The 14,847-nt window shown below is 63.3% G+C and carries 16 protein-coding genes; 4 read left to right on the forward strand and 12 right to left on the reverse strand.

Annotation, left to right across the window (positions count from 1 at the left end):
• The first annotated feature begins 171 nt into the window (after positions 1 to 171).
• Both NL532_RS19710 and NL532_RS19715 read left to right on the forward strand, forming a co-directional pair.
• Positions 172 to 675: a GNAT family N-acetyltransferase gene (locus tag NL532_RS19710; RefSeq protein ID WP_031196820.1), complete on the forward strand. Its 504-nt coding sequence runs from the start codon at positions 172 to 174 to the stop codon at positions 673 to 675.
• The gene (locus tag NL532_RS19715; protein WP_023816556.1) at positions 672 to 1,703 is read left to right on the forward strand and encodes a histone deacetylase family protein; all 1,032 of its coding nucleotides are present in this window, start codon (positions 672 to 674) and stop codon (positions 1,701 to 1,703) included. Before NL532_RS19710 ends, NL532_RS19715 begins: the two co-directional genes overlap by 4 nt.
• Here the strand turns inward: NL532_RS19715 and NL532_RS19720 are convergent, their stop codons facing one another.
• From NL532_RS19720 to NL532_RS19730, 3 genes are all read right to left on the reverse strand, one after another.
• Positions 1,704 to 2,966 (reverse strand): cysteine desulfurase-like protein, encoded by a 1,263-nt coding sequence (locus NL532_RS19720; RefSeq protein ID WP_023816555.1) that lies wholly within the window; start codon positions 2,964 to 2,966, stop codon positions 1,704 to 1,706.
• A 52-nt stretch (positions 2,967 to 3,018) separates the two neighbouring features.
• Positions 3,019 to 4,086 carry an aldo/keto reductase gene (locus tag NL532_RS19725; protein WP_023754390.1) on the reverse strand — a complete coding sequence of 356 codons (1,068 nt, stop codon included), beginning with the start codon at positions 4,084 to 4,086 and terminating at the stop codon, positions 3,019 to 3,021.
• A gap of 114 nt (positions 4,087 to 4,200) precedes the next feature.
• Positions 4,201 to 4,668 (reverse strand): hypothetical protein, encoded by a 468-nt coding sequence (locus NL532_RS19730; protein WP_023684909.1) that lies wholly within the window; start codon positions 4,666 to 4,668, stop codon positions 4,201 to 4,203.
• Between the two features lie 400 nt (positions 4,669 to 5,068).
• On the opposite strand from NL532_RS19730, the gene NL532_RS19735 reads away from it, so the two are divergent.
• Positions 5,069 to 5,233 (forward strand): hypothetical protein, encoded by a 165-nt coding sequence (locus NL532_RS19735; protein WP_023754389.1) that lies wholly within the window; start codon positions 5,069 to 5,071, stop codon positions 5,231 to 5,233.
• 58 nt (positions 5,234 to 5,291) lie between these two features.
• Here NL532_RS19735 and NL532_RS19740 read toward each other — a convergent pair whose 3' ends face one another.
• Entirely contained in the window at positions 5,292 to 5,798 is a 507-nt protein-coding gene (locus tag NL532_RS19740) for a DUF1993 domain-containing protein (RefSeq protein ID WP_023690171.1), read from the reverse strand.
• A 124-nt stretch (positions 5,799 to 5,922) separates the two neighbouring features.
• Between NL532_RS19740 and NL532_RS19745 the strand changes: the two genes are divergently transcribed.
• Entirely contained in the window at positions 5,923 to 6,981 is a 1,059-nt protein-coding gene (locus NL532_RS19745) for a DUF1176 domain-containing protein (RefSeq protein WP_023829937.1), read from the forward strand.
• A 36-nt stretch (positions 6,982 to 7,017) separates the two neighbouring features.
• On the opposite strand, the gene NL532_RS19750 is transcribed toward NL532_RS19745, so the two are convergent.
• The 8 genes from NL532_RS19750 to NL532_RS19785 all read right to left on the reverse strand — a co-directional run bounded on the left by NL532_RS19750 (position 7,018) and on the right by NL532_RS19785 (position 14,828).
• The gene (locus NL532_RS19750; protein WP_245270396.1) at positions 7,018 to 8,223 is read right to left on the reverse strand and encodes an epoxide hydrolase family protein; all 1,206 of its coding nucleotides are present in this window, start codon (positions 8,221 to 8,223) and stop codon (positions 7,018 to 7,020) included.
• 74 nt (positions 8,224 to 8,297) lie between these two features.
• Positions 8,298 to 9,197, reverse strand: a complete 900-nt coding sequence (locus NL532_RS19755) for an alpha/beta hydrolase family protein (protein ID WP_286487411.1) — start codon at positions 9,195 to 9,197, stop codon at positions 8,298 to 8,300.
• 195 nt (positions 9,198 to 9,392) lie between these two features.
• Positions 9,393 to 11,003, reverse strand: a complete 1,611-nt coding sequence (locus NL532_RS19760) for an NTP transferase domain-containing protein (protein ID WP_023829940.1) — start codon at positions 11,001 to 11,003, stop codon at positions 9,393 to 9,395.
• Positions 11,000 to 11,704 (reverse strand): XdhC family protein, encoded by a 705-nt coding sequence (locus NL532_RS19765; protein WP_023806476.1) that lies wholly within the window; start codon positions 11,702 to 11,704, stop codon positions 11,000 to 11,002. The genes NL532_RS19760 and NL532_RS19765 overlap by 4 nt, the downstream gene beginning before the upstream one ends.
• A 2-nt stretch (positions 11,705 to 11,706) precedes the next feature.
• Positions 11,707 to 12,045: an XdhC family protein gene (locus NL532_RS19770; RefSeq protein WP_023734542.1), complete on the reverse strand. Its 339-nt coding sequence runs from the start codon at positions 12,043 to 12,045 to the stop codon at positions 11,707 to 11,709.
• Between the two features lie 59 nt (positions 12,046 to 12,104).
• Positions 12,105 to 13,370: a vWA domain-containing protein gene (locus NL532_RS19775; RefSeq protein WP_023806475.1), complete on the reverse strand. Its 1,266-nt coding sequence runs from the start codon at positions 13,368 to 13,370 to the stop codon at positions 12,105 to 12,107.
• Positions 13,371 to 13,374: 4 nt separating this feature from the next.
• Entirely contained in the window at positions 13,375 to 14,304 is a 930-nt protein-coding gene (locus NL532_RS19780; RefSeq protein ID WP_023711480.1) for an AAA family ATPase, read from the reverse strand.
• On the reverse strand, positions 14,301 to 14,828 hold the full coding sequence (locus NL532_RS19785) for a flavin reductase (RefSeq protein WP_023739380.1): 528 nt from the start codon (positions 14,826 to 14,828) through the stop codon (positions 14,301 to 14,303). The genes NL532_RS19780 and NL532_RS19785 overlap by 4 nt, the downstream gene beginning before the upstream one ends.
• Positions 14,829 to 14,847: the final 19 nt, after the last annotated feature.

Consider the following 14,847-nt stretch of genomic DNA (forward strand, 5'->3'; position numbering starts at 1 on the left):
CCCTCTGGCCTGCCGGCCATCTCCCCCTCAAGGGGGGAGATCGGATGTCACTGCGGCCTTCGCCAATCTCAATCGTTGCAAAATGGATGGCAGCGCCAAAGCTGCCAATCTCCCCCCTTGAGGGTGAGATGTCCGGCAGGACAGAGGGGGTGCCTGGGCGCCTTGCCTATCGTGAGTACAGTCACCCTCCGCCCCGGCACCATCGACGACGTCGACACCATCCATGCCGCGCTGCTCAAGCTCGGCACCCATATCGGCGCGCATCAGGAGATCACGTCCACTGCCGACGATCTCCGCCGCTACGGCTTTGGCGACAAACCCGCCTTCTCCACCCTGATCGCCGAGATCGGCGGCGATTTTGCGGGGCTCTGCCTGCATTTCCCGATCTTCTCGACATGGATGGGGCGGCCCGGCGTCTATATCCAGGACCTCTATGTCGAGGACCGGTTTCGCGGCCGCAAGATCGGCGAAAGACTGCTGCGCCGGGTCGCGCGCGACTGCCGCCGGGATGGCGGCGCCTATCTCAGGCTGTCCGTCGACACCGACAATGACGGCGCCAAGGCTTTTTATGAGCGGCTGGGCATCGCCTGGTCGAGCTACGAGCAGACGCAGAAGATTGTTGGCGATGCCTTTTTCGCCTTTGCCGATGCAGCGCAGGATGGGGACGCGGAATGAAAGCCTTCTTTGCCGAGGAGCAGAAACGCCACGACCCGAAGGCCTTTCTGTCCAGCGGTGCGCCGCAGCCCAATCCCGAACAGCCGGAGCGGGTAGAGCGATTGTTAGCCGGCGCAAAATCCGCCGGATTGATGATCGAGCGGCCCAGGGAACATGGCCTAGGCCCGGTGGCGGCCGTGCATACGCCGGAGTATCTCGCCTTCCTCGAACACATTTTTGCGCGCTGGCAGCGCATCGAGGGCGCATCCGCGGAAGTCATCCCCAACATCCATCCACTGGCCCGCACAGGGTCCTATCCGGCCTCGGCGGTCGGCCAGGCCGGCTACCACATGGCCGACACCGCTTGCCCGATCTCCGCCGAAACCTGGCAAAGCGCGCTGTGGAGCGCCTGGAGCTCGGTCGAAGCGGCGGAAGCTGTCATGGCAGGCGCGCCTGCCGCTTATGCGCTCTGCCGGCCGCCCGGCCATCATGCCTTTGCCGATGTCGCCGGCGGCTTCTGCTTCATCAACAATTCAGCGGTCGCGGCCCAGGTGTTGCGCAAGCAGGCAGCGCGGGTGGTGATCCTCGATGTCGACCTGCATCACGGCAACGGCACGCAAGGCATCTTTTATACGCGTTCCGACGTCCTGACGGTGTCGCTGCACGCCGATCCGGTGCGCTTCTATCCGTTCTTCTGGGGCCATGCCGATGAGCGCGGCGAAGGTCCGGGCCTCGGCTATAATTTCAACCTGCCATTGCCGCGCAAATCAGCCGACGCGGCGTTTCTGGAGGCCCTCGAAGTGGCGTTCCAGCGTATCCGCGCCTTTTCGCCGGACGCGCTGGTCGTGGCGCTCGGTCTCGATGCGTTCGAGGGCGATCCGTTCGGCGGGCTTTCGGTGACCACGCCCGGTTTCTCGCGGATCGGCGAGGCAATTGCCAAGCTTGGCCTGCCGACGATTATCGTCCAGGAAGGCGGCTATCTCTGCGACGCGCTCGGCGACAATCTCACGGCGTTCCTCACCGGTTTCGCGGCAAACAGCGATAGCTGACTAGCGCTGCTGCCTCAGCATGGCGATCTCCCGGTGCACGCTTTCCAACGTCTCGTCGATCTCTGCCGCCGTGTTGTAGTGCGCAATACCGATGCGCACGACGCCCTGCTCGGCCGGAATGCCGAGATGGTGGACGATCTCCCAGGCGTAGTTGTGACCCGACCATAGAAAAATGTTCTCGGCATTCATCTGCCGCACGATCGTCTCTGGCACGATGCCGTCGACGGTGAAGGACACGGTCGGCACGCGCTCAATGACACGCTTCTGATCGGTGATGCCGCGGATGGTCAGGCCCTCAATGGCGGACAGCCCATCGATCAGCCTCAGCGCCAGCGGGTTTTCGTAGGCGATCGACACTTCGTATGCCTTTGCGATCTTTTGCCTTCGCGAACCGCCCTCGCCGGCCGCAGCACCGAGTTCGGCGAAGTAATCGACCGCTGCGGTAAGCCCGGCCATCAGTTCGATCTGCGGCGTGCCGAGTTCGAAGCGCTCCGGCAGGCCATTGGAAGAGCAACGGCATTTGTAGGGTTGCAGCGCATCGATGATGTCGCGGCGTCCCCACAATATGCCCATGTGCGGGCCGAAGAATTTGTAGGCCGAGCAGATCAGGAAGTCGCAGCCGAGATCCTGCACGTCGACCAGCCCGTGCGGCGCGAACTGCACGGCATCGACATAGACGAGCGCGCCGGCCTGTTTGGCGATGGCCGTCAGCGCCTTGACCCGGTTGATCGAGCCGGTGAGGTTCGACGCATAGTTCAGCGCAACGAGTTTTGTCCTGTCGGTAAGCAGAGCGCTGAGCGCCGCCTCCTCGACCTGCCAGCTGTTCTCGTCGAAGGGCAGGAAGCGCACCACAAGGCCGAGGTCCTCGGCCAGCTGCAGCCAGGGCGAGACATTGCCCTCATGATCCATGCGGGTGACGATGATCTCGTCGCCCGGCTTGAAGCCGCGGCCGAGCGTGCGCGACATGTGATAGGTCAGCGTCGTCATATTGGCGCCGATGATGATTTCCTCAGCGCTCGCTGCACCCAGGAAATCGGCCATCGCCGCATGGGCGCCGTCGACCACCTGTTGCGCGGCAAGCGTGGTTTCGAAATAACCGCCGAGATTGGCGTTGGTGGTGAGGAGGCAGCGCGCCACCGCATCGGCAACCGCCTGTGGCACCTGCGTGCCGGCCGGATTGTCGAGATAGATGCGCCGGCGGCCTTTGTCGGTCAGGTCCAGCGCCGGAAATTTTCCCCTGACGGTCTCGATCGGAAAATCCATTGCTGTCCCCTTCCCCTTGTGTTTTCTACGGAATTCCGCCCGGAGTGCCCGCTTACGGACAAGGATTGCCCACGCGCTGGTGGATCGCGTCGACGGCCTTCTGCATCTCGTCGGTCCAGGTCACGTCAACTGAGGACAGCGCCATCTCGAGCTGGGCAATCGTCGTCGCGCCGATGATGCTGGAGGTAACAAAGGGTCGGCTGGCGACATAGGCGTTGGCGAACAGCGCCGGTTCGAGGCCGAAGGAGCGCGCCAGTTCGTTGTATTCGAGCTGCGCCTCCGCCGCATTCGGCGTCTCATAGCGCTGGCCGCGGTTGAACAGCTGCGAGCGCGAACCTTGCGGCCGCGCGCCATGATCGTATTTGCCGGTGAGATAGCCTTGCGCCAGCGGCGAATAGGCGAGAAAGCCAACCTCTTCGCGGTCGCAGACTTCGGCGAGGTTCACCTCAAATGTGCGGTTGACGAGGCTGTATGCGTTTTGCAGCGAAACGATGCGCGGGCCGACGCCCTTGTCGGCCTCGGCGATGAAGCGCATGACGCCCCAGGAGCTTTCGTTCGACAGGCCGAGATGGCGGATCTTTCCCGCCTTCACCAGCTCCTCGAAGACTGCGAGTGTCTCGGCGATCGGCGTCTCGCCGGCCGGCGCCCCAACGGCATCGGCACGGCGCGGCACAGCACCCACGCGGGTCGGGTTGGCGCCCCAGGGGATGTCGCGCTCCGGCCAATGGATCTGATAGAGATCGAGATAGTCGGTGCCGAGCTTGGACAGCGATTTGTCGATGGCGTCAAAGATATCGGCGCGCACCAATTTCGACGGACGGTCGCCACGAAACCAGCTGTTGGCGGTGCGGCCGACCACCTTCGAGGCCAGGATCACCTTGTCGCGGTTGCCCTTGGCCTTCATCCAGCTGCCGATGATCTTTTCCGTGCGCCCCTGCGTCTCGGCCTTGGGCGGGATCGGGTAGAGCTCGGCGGTGTCGATGAAATTCACGCCGCGCTCAAAAGCCAGATCCATCTGCGCATGGCCATCGGCCTCGGTGTTCTGCTCGCCCCAGGTCATCGACCCCAGGCAGATCTGGGTCACAAGAAGATCGGTCCGACCGAGACGGCGTTTATGCATCGAATTTTCTCCGGCGGGAATTGCGCGGCTACGCGGGAAGGAAGCCGCATCTATAGGGAAAGCGGCGCCGCTCTCCAACCCTTAGCGGACCGACTTTTGCGTGAACCCTGGAAGTCAGCGCCGGACGCCAGCCAAAGCCCGCCGCTTGGCTTCGTCGATCAACATGTTGGCCACCTGCATGCGGATCATGGCGCGCTGGCGCAGATGCGGCGCGACACGGTCGGGATGGTTGGCGAAAGCGAAGCTGCGGCGCATGCGGCCGAGATCGGCGTTCTTGACGGGATGATCGAGGCCGAGTTCGACCGCGATTGCGTCAGGATCGATCGGTGGCAGCTTCTCCTCGGGCTTTGCTTCCTCGCCGGCCAGTGCCAGCTTGGCCTGGTCGAGAAGGGCTGCGAATTCGGCGGCAAGATCGGACCCCGCTTCGCGATACTCGGCCGTGAAGGTTTCGCCGGAGACCTTGATGCGGCCGGAATGAAGCTCGTCGGCCACGGAGAGATAGTCGAACGGGATCGACGGCCGCGCGCCTGTCTCCCCGCCAGCCTCGTCCTTGTCGGAGGCGACGAACAGATCGTCGAGCAAGGAAGCGAAATCCCGCTTGGCGCCGATGTCAGCCTCCCCCTCGTTTTGCGCATGCGAACAGAGCCGGTCGCACCATAGAACCGGCTCGTTAAAAATGAATGCCACTGATCTTAACCAGTTTAGGCGTTCGCCGGGCTTGCGCGACCGGTTGATGGTGCAGCTCAACAAAAAGCCGGACTGCATTTGCATGCAGTCCGGAAATTCGCCAGGAGTGGCGAGGAAAAGCCGGCCATGTGCCAGCGTCTATGCATACGGTGGGGATGCGCCACAAGTTTCAGCGCACGCGGCAATTGTGCCGAAAAAAATTCGCTTGGAATGGCTGCCATGCAAATGCTGCACTGCACAATCTTCACAAATTTCCTATACTCGGCGCCGTGGAGGATCAACAAGGGGCCGAATCATGGGGTTCTTCACTGAAATGTTTGCCCGTCCGCGTCCGCAGGAGCATCTGCGTTATCGTTCCGCACTGGCGTTGCTGCATTCGATGAGCAATGCCGACCGCGCCGACATCGGCATCAAGCCGGCCGACTTCCCGCGCATAGCCAGCGAAATGTCCGTGCGCTGAACCAGCGCGAGACGAGGTTTCCCGGCAGCGACCGGGAAACCTCGGAATGCCGAATTCGTCAACGATTCCCGAGATAGGCACCCTTGGTCAGCGGCACGCCATTGTGGCGCAGGATGTCGTAAGCCGTGGTCACGTGGAAATAGAAGTTGGGCATGGCGACATGCAGCAGATACTGCATGCCTGGCATCGAGGCTTCGCGCTGGCCAAACTTCAGTTCGACCACCCTTTCATCCGAACCCTCGAATTCGGCGGCTGAGAATGACGCCAGCAGATCGAGCGTCTTGGTCAGGCGCGCCTGCAACTCGGCGAAGGTCGCTTCATTGTCTTCGTATTTCGGCACCTCGCGACGGGCCAGCCGTGATGGCGCGCCCTTGGCGTGGTCGGTGGCGACCTGCACCTGCCTGACCAGCGCGTACATGTCGGGCGCCAACCTCGCGGTCAAAAACACCTGCGGGTCGATCTTGCGCTCGGTTGCATTCTGTTCGGCCGCCGACAGCACGCCGGACAGCGCCTTCAGCCTGGCCGAAAACACCGGCACCGAGGCTTCATACATCGATAGTGTCACGTTCAAATCTCCATTGCGGCTGAAGCGCCGACGGCGGGACGTAGCGCCTTCCCGGAGGATTTTTCAAGCGTCACCACGTCGCCGCAATCTCTATGATAGACTCCTTCGTGGTGGAGATTCTCCGATGAGACGCGTCTTTCTGGCAGCGGCCGCCTTTTGCTCCCTTGCCGCATCCGGCCAGGCTGTGTTCGCCGACGATGAACCGGCAGCCGATGACCAGGCCCCTTACGTCGATGACAGGTCAGACGCCGAGGCCGTCATCCGCTCGCTCTACAGCGCCATCAACCGGCACGAATTCGCCCGCGCCTGGGCTTACTACGGCGATACCAAGCCGGCAAAGGATTTCGATACCTTCGTCAAGGGCTATGACGGCACCGGCAGGGTCGACGTCGAAACCGGTGCTGTTTCCGACGAGGGCGCAGCCGGCAGCATCTATTACAGCGTTCCGGTCGCCATCCGCGCCACCGGCAAGGACGGCAACGAGGCGGTCTTCGCCGGCTGCTACACGCTGCGCCAGGTCAGCGCTCAGATCCAGGCCCCGCCATTCCGCCCGATCTTTATCGACAAGGGCGCGCTGAAGCCGTCCAAGGCCGATTTCGAGGAGGCTCTGCCGCCAAGCTGTGGTGACGGGCCGCCGCCGCCGAAGAAGGACTCCGCACTCGAGCAGGTGAAGAAACTGTTCGCCGCCGATTATGGCGATCAGTGTGACAAGCAATTTCTCGGCGAGGAGCCGAACATCTTTTCGATCAAATACAAGGCAAAGGACGCGGCTGCCAGCGATCCCGACAAGGAAACGCGGCTTTTCGAGTTCTACTGCCAAGCGGCAGCCTATAACGCAAGTTCGGTCTACTACATGACCGACGAAGTATCGGGCGTGCGGCAGTTGCAGTTCACCGAGCCCGAAATGGATATCCGTTACGAGAACAATGACAGCGACGGCAAACTGCTGGGCATGGATATCATCGGCTTCCGCACATCCGGCTGGGCGGCCAATTCCGAATATGACGAAGACGCCAAGACGCTGACCACGTTCAACAAATGGCGCGGCATCGGCGACGCCTCGGACAAAGGGATATACCTGTTCCGTAACGGCGATTTTTCCCTCGTCCAATATGATGTGGACGCGTCTTACGATGGCGAGGAGAACCCGCAGACGGTGGTCGACTACAACACCGCGCCGTAGGGATCTTATCAGGAACCGCCGCGCTCAAGCAGTCCTTCACATTCGCCTTCTCGTTTCAGGCCGCGAACGCATCGGCCGGAAGAAGGCGCGAATGTCCTGGACCAGAAGACTCGGTTCCTCCAGCGCAGCGAAATGGCCGCCTCGCGGCATCGATGTCCATCGCTGAACGTCAAAGACCCGCGCCACCCAGGATCGAGGCGGCATCGGCAACTCGCGAGGGAAAAGCGCTACCCCAAATGGCGGCGAAACGCGTTCCAGCGTCTCGAACGCAAGAGGGAACAGTCGATTCTCCTTGTAGAGCCGCAAGGACGAGGTGAGCGCGTTGCTGAACCAATAGAGCGAAACATCCGTAAGGAGCGTGTCCATGCCGAAGGTGCGCTCCACGTCACCGTCGCAATCGCTCCAGCTACGGAACTTCTCGATCATCCAGGCTGCGAGACCGATCGGCGAGTCTGTCAGCGCATAAGCAAGCGTCTGAGGCTTCGTGCCCTGCAGATGGGCATAGGCGCCCTCTGTTGCCGTCCAGGCCGCGGCCTTGTCCAGAAAGGTCTGCTCCTCAACGGTGACAGGTGGCAGACCTGCACCCAAAGGTGGCCGATAGCTCCCGGGAATGTAATTGACGTGGACGCCAAGCACGCTTTCGGAATGGAGCCGTGCCATCCAGGCGGAAACGCCCGCGCCGATGTCGCCTCCTTGGGAAGCGAAGCGGTCGTAGCCGAGCCCGCGCATCAACTGTACCCATAACTCCGCGATGCGGCCGGAATGGAAGCCTGGTTCCGTCGGCGCCTGCGAAAAGCCGTATCCGGGCAAAGAGGGAACTACCACGTGGAAAGCGTCGGCCGGGTCACCACCATGGGCAGATGGGTCTGTCAGCAATGGAATGACGTGTTCCATTTCGATGAAGGAGCCGGGCCAGCCATGCGTTATGATCAGCGGCAGCGGCGCCGGTCCGTTGCCTGGCTGGTGGACAAAGTGGACATCTAGGTTGTTCAGCCTCGTCAGATATTGCGGCAGCCGGTTCAGCCGCGCCTCTTGCACTCTCCAGTCGAAGCGGTCTCGCCAGTAATCCGCAAGACGCTTGATGAACGGCAGGTCGGCCCCATCGCTCCAGCCCGCTTCGCTTAGCGGAATTGGCCATCGCGTTGCGCTAAGCCGGCGCTGGAGATCTTCAAGTTGTTCGTTCGGAATTTGGATCTTGAAGGGGTGAGCGTCCATCGCTGTGCTTCCGATCTGTTGGATCATATCAGCCTACACCAGTAAGGATATCGGCCGAACCATGATCGCCAAAACCAACGGGCACCTCTGGGCGATATGCCTCAGGGCGCTTTCGACAGCATCCAGTTCAGCGTTTGGCGCCAGTCGACCATGCGGATCGGCGTGCCATGGGTGCCGGTCTCGAACCGGACGAACCGGGTCGGATAGGCTTTCGAGTTCGCAATGATGGAGCGGAAGAAGGCTTCCTGTTTCTCCACGGGAAAGACCGGGTCCTTGCTGCCCTGGCCGAAAAACACCGGCACGTGACGCCTGTAAGCCGGGCTCGAAAGGAAGCTGTCATCCCATAGCGAGCCGAGCAGCAGCAGCCCGCTGATGCGCCGTCCGGTATCGTCGCGGCCGGCAAGTTTCCAGCACAGCGCACCACCCATCGAGCCGCAGGCGACGAAAATCTTCGCGTCCGGCGAAGCCTCGGCATAGTGGCCGATCAGCGCCGCGACCTGGGCCGCGCCCTTGTCGCCGAAATCGGTGAAATCCGGTGAGAGGTAGAGGCCGCCATTGCCGGCCATCAGGTTCTTGATGCGGTTGAAATTGCCGCCGAAGGTGAAGTCGTCGACGCCCTGCTTGCGGCTGCCGCCCTGCCCGTGCAGGTAAAGCACGATGATGCCGGCGCCTTCGGTCTTGCCGACGGCGACATGCCTGACATCGCCGGCATCGGTTTTCAGCATCAAATCCCGCTGCACCTTGCGCACGCCGGTGTCGGTATACTTAGCCTGCACGCGCTTTTCCGGCACCTCGTCGCGGTCGTTGATGTCGCGCATCTCGCGATAGTCGATGACGGTGTAGGCGCCTTTGTCCGTGGACGAGAGCGTCGCCGGATAGGCGAAGAGGTCATCCTTGTAGGGTTTTAGTTCGAGCGCGTCGGCGTGGGCGGCAGAGAACAGGAAAAAGAGCGAAATCAGAAGGCTATGGAGCGCGGCCGCCCCCTCTGGCCTGCCGGCCATCTCCCCCTCAAGGGGGGAGATTGGATATCACGTCGCCTTCCGCCAATCTTCAAAGCTGCAGGATAGACGCCGCCATCGAGGCTGCTGATCTCCCCCTTGAGGGGGAGATGGCCGGCAGGCCAGAGGGGGGTAGAAGCGCTGAGGCAAGTAAAGAGAGAGCCATGCTAAAGGCATGCGTTTTTCGGCTTCGCTTTGTCAATCCTGCAGCACGCCGCCGGCGTCTTCCAGCGCCTCGCGGGTGTCGACATCGATCGACGCGCCGTCGCCGATCTCGACGTCGATGACATCCAGTCCCTCGGCCTCGACCAGATGGCGGGCGCCGGTGTCGCCCTCGAGGTGAGCGATGCCTCCAAACAGCGCGCGTGGCAGCAGCACCGGATTGCCGCGGCGGCCGTCATGGGCGGCACGCACCACTGAGCGGCCGCCGTCCCTACGGAAGGCCTCGATCAACCGGTCGAGATCGGCCGATGAGATACCCGGCATGTCGCCGAGTACGATCATGGCGCCGGCCGCCTCGGCTCCAACGCGGGCAATGCCGGCTTTTAGAGACGAGGACAGGCCGTCGGCAAAATCCGGATTGTCGGCGAAGATCACGTCGAGGCCGGTCAAGGCTTGGTGCACCCGCTCACGCTGGTGGCCGGTGACGACAACGGTGCTGGTTGCCTTCGAGGCCAGTGCGCGCTCGACTGTCCGGCGCACCAGCGGTTTGCCGTCGAACAGCGCCAGAAGCTTGTTCGGCCCGCCCATGCGGCTGGAGCGACCGGCGGCCAGAAGCACGATCTCGACCTTCAGCCCGGCTCTCGCCGGCAGCGGCTCGCGCGGCTGCGGCCGGGTCGGGATTTCCATCAAGAGGCCGCCAACGCCCATGCCGGCGATGTCCTTGGCGGTGACGTCGAGGCCGGCGATCAGCCTGTCGAGCACCCAATCGAAACCGTTCTCCTTGGGGCTGCGGGCGCAACCGGGCGCGCCGATGACGCGCTTGCCGTCGAGCGTGCCCAGCACCAGCAGATTGCCGGGATCGACGGGCATGCCCGCGCGGATCACCGTGCCACCTGCTGCCTCGATCGCCGCCGGAACGACATCGTTGAAATCGCTCATCGCCGAGGCGCCGAAGATCACCACCATGTCGTTGTCGCGCGCCAGCGCGGCCGCTGCCTCGGCTACAGGCGCGATCTCGTGCGGCGTGCGGCGCTCCGTCGTCAGCCGGCCGCCGGAGCGTGCCAGCCGGGCCTCGGTGACGCGCAGCGTTTTGTCGAGCACGCTGGGCTTGATGCCGGGCAGCATCGTCTGAATGACGCCGATGCGCACCGGATGGTAGGCGTTGACGGCGAAGATCTCGCCGCCGGCGCAGATCTTCGTCACCTTGTCGACCAGAGCCGTGGCAACAGCGAACGGGATGATCTTGACCGTCGCCACCATTTGCCCCGTCTCGACAGGTGCGTGCTGCGCCAGCGTGGCGATGGTGATGGTCGGGTCGACGGCATTGATGGCGTCGATCATCGTGGCATCGACGGTGAAGAGACCGGCGGCCTTGGCATGGAGGTTGACGCGGCCGGTCGCGGCGGGTTTTGCCTCGATGTTGCGATGGGCCATGCTTCCGGCGATCTTTTCGGCCGCCGCATCTTCGCTGAGATCATCGGCGGCAAGCACCGCCGCGACGATCTCGGTAATGCCGGCTGCTTTCAGAGCCGCCACGTCCTGTGCGCTCAGCGTGTGCGCCTTGCGGAAACGTCGCTCACCCGCCGTGGTGGCATGCGCGAGCACCGCGCCTTCGGCCTGGTCGATCGGAACCGGGCCGAATCTCACGCTGCGGCGCCTTTCGCTTCCAGCCCTCGCGAGCGAAAGGCATGGATCGTCTGAGCCAGGACGGCGACGGCGATCTCGGCCGGGCTCGCCGCACCGATATCGAGACCGATCGGCGCGTGGATGCGGGCGATCTGGTCGGCGCTGGCGCCCAGCGCCAGCAAACGCTCGACGCGCTTGGCGTGGGTCTTGCGGCTGCCGAGCGCCCCGACATAGAAGCAATTGGCGTCCAGCGCCGCCTTCAGCGCGAAATCGTCGATCTTGGGATCATGGGTGACGGCGGCAAGCGCGGTGTAGCTGTCGAGCGGCTGGCGCTTCAGCACATCCTCCGGCCATTCGGCATGGAGTGCTACATCGGGAAAACGGTCCGGAGTGGCGAAGGCGGTGCGCGGATCGATGATCTCCAGGGGATAGCCGGCGATCCTGGCCATCGGCGCCAGCGCCTGGCTGATATGGACGGCGCCGATCACCACCAGGCGCGGTTGCGGCAGGTGCGCGTTGAGGAAGAAGGTGCGCCCTTCAGCCTCGACCGAACCCGAATTGCCGGTGCGGAAAGCCTTGGCGATCGCTTGCCCGAGATCGCCGGCAACCTGGTCGCCTTCTCGCACGATGCGGTCGCGGCCGTCGCCGAGATCGGTCACCAGGATCGCCGCACGGCGGGCACGGCGTTCGGCATTGAGGGCTTTGAGAGCGTAGGGATCCATGCCTAACCGAGCCGCTCCACATAGACCTTGATGCGGCCGCCGCAGGACAGGCCGACCTGCCAGGCGGTCTCGTCGGCAACGCCGAACTCCAGCATTTTGGCCTTGCCGCTGTCGATGACGTCGATCGCCTCGCTTACCACGGCGCCCTCGACGCAGCCGCCCGAGACCGAGCCGTGGAAATTGCCTTCGGCGTCGATGACCAGATGACTGCCGACCGGCCTCGGCGCCGAACCCCAGGTCTCGACCACAGTGGCGATGGCGACATCCTTGCCGTCCTTCATCCAGCCCTCCGCGATGATCAAGGGGTCGCGGGCCTCATCGAGATAGATGCTGTTGTCCATGATCGCTTGCCTCAAAGTCTGTTTTTCTCTGGGAGCCTGTTTTTCGGAATCCAATATGGCTATGCGGCGCGCCTGACACCAGCGTCCAGCCAGCGACGCGGATCGACCGAAGCGGCCGATTTCTTGTCCAGCGAGGCGCAGAGGTCGGCCAGCGCATCGAGATTGTGTACCGAGCGGAACTCGTCGACATGAGGCAGCATCGCTCTGACGCCGCGGGCCCGCGCCTCGAAGCCGCCAAAGCGCAGAAGCGGGTTGAGCCAGATCAGCCGCCGGCAGGATTTGTGCAGGCGATCCATCTCCTCCGACAGGCCGGAAACATCGTCGCGCTCCAAACCGTCGGTGATCAAAAGCACCACCGCGCCCTGCCCGAGCACGCGGCGTGACCAGTGCTTGTTGAACTCCGCCAGCGTATCGCCGATGCGGGTGCCGCCCGACCAGTCCTTCACCGCCGCCGAGCAGTCGGCAAGGGCGGCATCGGGGTCGCGATGGCGCATCTGCCGCGTGAGATTGGTCAGTCGCGTGCCGAAGACGAAGGTGTGCACGCGCCGCCGTTTTTCGGTCAGCGCATGCAGAAAGTGCAGGAAGATGCGCGTGTACTGGCTCATCGAACCGGAGATATCGGCGAGAACCACCAGCGGCGGATGCACTTCGCGGGCTGAGCGGAATTTCGGCAGGATCAGTTCGCCGCCGGTGCGCGCGGCCGAGCGCATCATGGCGCGTGGATCGATACGGCGGCCATGCAGGTCTGCCTTGAAGCGTCGGGTACGGACCATGTCGAACGGCAGCCGCAGCCGGGCAATCGCCTTCTTGGCGTCTGCCATCTCGTCGGCATTCATCTGGGCAAAGTCCTTGCCGCGCAGCACTTCATTCCCGGAGAAGGTTAGCCGGGCGTCGACTTCGATCTCCGGGATTTCCCTGACCGGCCGATTCTTCTCGTGGCCTTCGAACATGGCCTGGCTGACGCGGTTTTCTGCCGCGCGCGGCTTTTGCTTCTCCCTGGTGTCGGGCGCCACCGGCGAGAACATCACCAGAAGTTTCTCGATCAGCTCGCGCGATTTCCAGAACAGCCGGAAGGCTTCGTCGAAAACAGGGTGATCCTCGTGCCGCGACACCAGCACGGCATGCAGCGTCCAGTAGAAATCGTCGCGCGAACCGATGCCGGCTGCCAGCACCGCCTCGATCCCATCCTTGACCGAAGCCGGCCCGACCCGCATGCCGGATTTGCGCAAGGTGCGGGCGAAATAGACGATGTTGTCGGCGATGCGCCCGTCTTCCGTCGCCTCTCTGGGTTCGGTCTCTTTGGGGTAAGCACCCGGCGCCTTCACTGCCCTACTCCGCCGCCGCCAGTTCGGCCTTGACCTCATCGAGGATGCGCCGGCCCTCGCCCGCGCCGATGCGGGCAATGTCGTCCTGGTATTTCAGCAAAACGCCGATCGTGTCGGAGACGGTTTCGGGATCGAGCGCCACCTTGTCGAGTTCGGTCAGCGCGCCGGCCCAGTCGATGGTCTCGGCAACGCCCGGCGCCTTGAATAGTTCGACTTGGCGCAGCTTCTGGATGAACGACACCACTTCGGCCGAAAGCCGGCTGTTGGCCTGCGGCACCTTGCGCCGCACGATCTCCAGCTCGCGCTCGGCATTGGGATAATCGACCCAGTGATAGAGGCAGCGCCGCTTCAGCGCGTCGTGGATTTCGCGGGTGCGGTTGGTGGTGATGATGACGATCGGCGGCTCCTCCGCCTTGATCGTGCCAAGCTCGGGCACCGTCACCTGGAAGTCGGAGAGGATTTCGAGCAGGAACGCCTCGAAGGCTTCGTCGGTGCGGTCGAGCTCATCGATCAGGAACACCGGGGCCGCACCCGCCTTGCCGGTCAGCGCATCGAGCACCGGCCGGCGGATCAGGTATTTTTCGGAAAAGACATTGCGCTCCATGTCGGAGCGGTCGACCGAGCCTGCCGCCTCCTCCATGCGGATCTCTATCATCTGCGCGGCGTAATTCCACTCATAGACAGCGGACGAGACGTCGAGCCCTTCATAGCATTGCAGGCGGATCAGCCGGCGGCCGAGTGCCTGCGCCAGCACCTTGGCGATCTCGGTCTTGCCGACGCCGGCCTCGCCCTCGAGGAAGAGCGGCCGCTGCATGCGCAGCGACAGGAACAGCACCGTTGCGAGCGAGCGGTCCGCGACATAGTCCGCGCCGGTCAGGAGATCGAGCGTTTCGTCGATCGTCCGCGGCGCGGGGCGCGGTTTCAGCTCGGTCATTCTTTCTCCGTTGCCGCCTCTGCTCCGCTCTGCAGCACGTGGTAGTCGCGGGCGTGGTAGATCAGCGGCCGCAAATTATCGCCCATGCGCAGGCCTGTCACCTTGCCAAAAAGCACACGATGGGTGGCGAGATCCTTGGTGTCGATCAATTCGCAGTCGAAAACCGCAAGAGCGCCCTTCAGGGTAGGCGCGCCCGTCGATATGACATCCCACTCGCCCAGCCCGAAACGCTCATCGGCCGACAGCCCGGTCAGGCCTGAAAACGCCACCGATAGGGGCTGCTGGTGCGAAGCCAGCGTGTTCAGCGCAAACCGGCCGTTTTGCATGAACAGCTCGTTCTTGGCATTCTCGCGGTTGAGACAGACGAGAACCGTCGGCGGCGTGTCCGACACCGAACAGGCGGCAATCACCGTCGTGCCGCGTTTGCCGGCGGGCCCGTCGGTGGTCACCACATGGACGTGGCCGGCAAAATGCGCCATCGCGTCGCGATAGGCCTGAGGCCCTATGTCGTTCAACTTCAACACCGATGATTTTCCATAAGCG

This window comes from Mesorhizobium sp. C120A (genome assembly GCF_030323105.1).
In the GTDB taxonomy this organism is placed as follows: domain Bacteria; phylum Pseudomonadota; class Alphaproteobacteria; order Rhizobiales; family Rhizobiaceae; genus Mesorhizobium.

What these genes read in the sequence shown, in the direction of transcription:
- NL532_RS19750 (WP_245270396.1), bottom strand. Translation starts at nt 8,223, where the DNA reads ATGATCCAACAGATCGGAAGCACAGCGATGGACGCTCACCCCTTCAAG.
- NL532_RS19770 (WP_023734542.1), bottom strand. Translation starts at nt 12,045, where the DNA reads ATGGACAACAGCATCTATCTCGATGAGGCCCGCGACCCCTTGATCATC.
- NL532_RS19765 (WP_023806476.1), bottom strand. Translation starts at nt 11,704, where the DNA reads ATGGATCCCTACGCTCTCAAAGCCCTCAATGCCGAACGCCGTGCCCGC.
- NL532_RS19735 (WP_023754389.1), top strand. Translation starts at nt 5,069, where the DNA reads ATGGGGTTCTTCACTGAAATGTTTGCCCGTCCGCGTCCGCAGGAGCAT.
- NL532_RS19745 (WP_023829937.1), top strand. Translation starts at nt 5,923, where the DNA reads ATGAGACGCGTCTTTCTGGCAGCGGCCGCCTTTTGCTCCCTTGCCGCA.
- NL532_RS19780 (WP_023711480.1), bottom strand. Translation starts at nt 14,304, where the DNA reads ATGACCGAGCTGAAACCGCGCCCCGCGCCGCGGACGATCGACGAAACG.
- NL532_RS19755 (WP_286487411.1), bottom strand. Translation starts at nt 9,197, where the DNA reads ATGGCCGGCAGGCCAGAGGGGGCGGCCGCGCTCCATAGCCTTCTGATT.
- NL532_RS19715 (WP_023816556.1), top strand. Translation starts at nt 672, where the DNA reads ATGAAAGCCTTCTTTGCCGAGGAGCAGAAACGCCACGACCCGAAGGCC.
- NL532_RS19720 (WP_023816555.1), bottom strand. Translation starts at nt 2,966, where the DNA reads ATGGATTTTCCGATCGAGACCGTCAGGGGAAAATTTCCGGCGCTGGAC.
- NL532_RS19725 (WP_023754390.1), bottom strand. Translation starts at nt 4,086, where the DNA reads ATGCATAAACGCCGTCTCGGTCGGACCGATCTTCTTGTGACCCAGATC.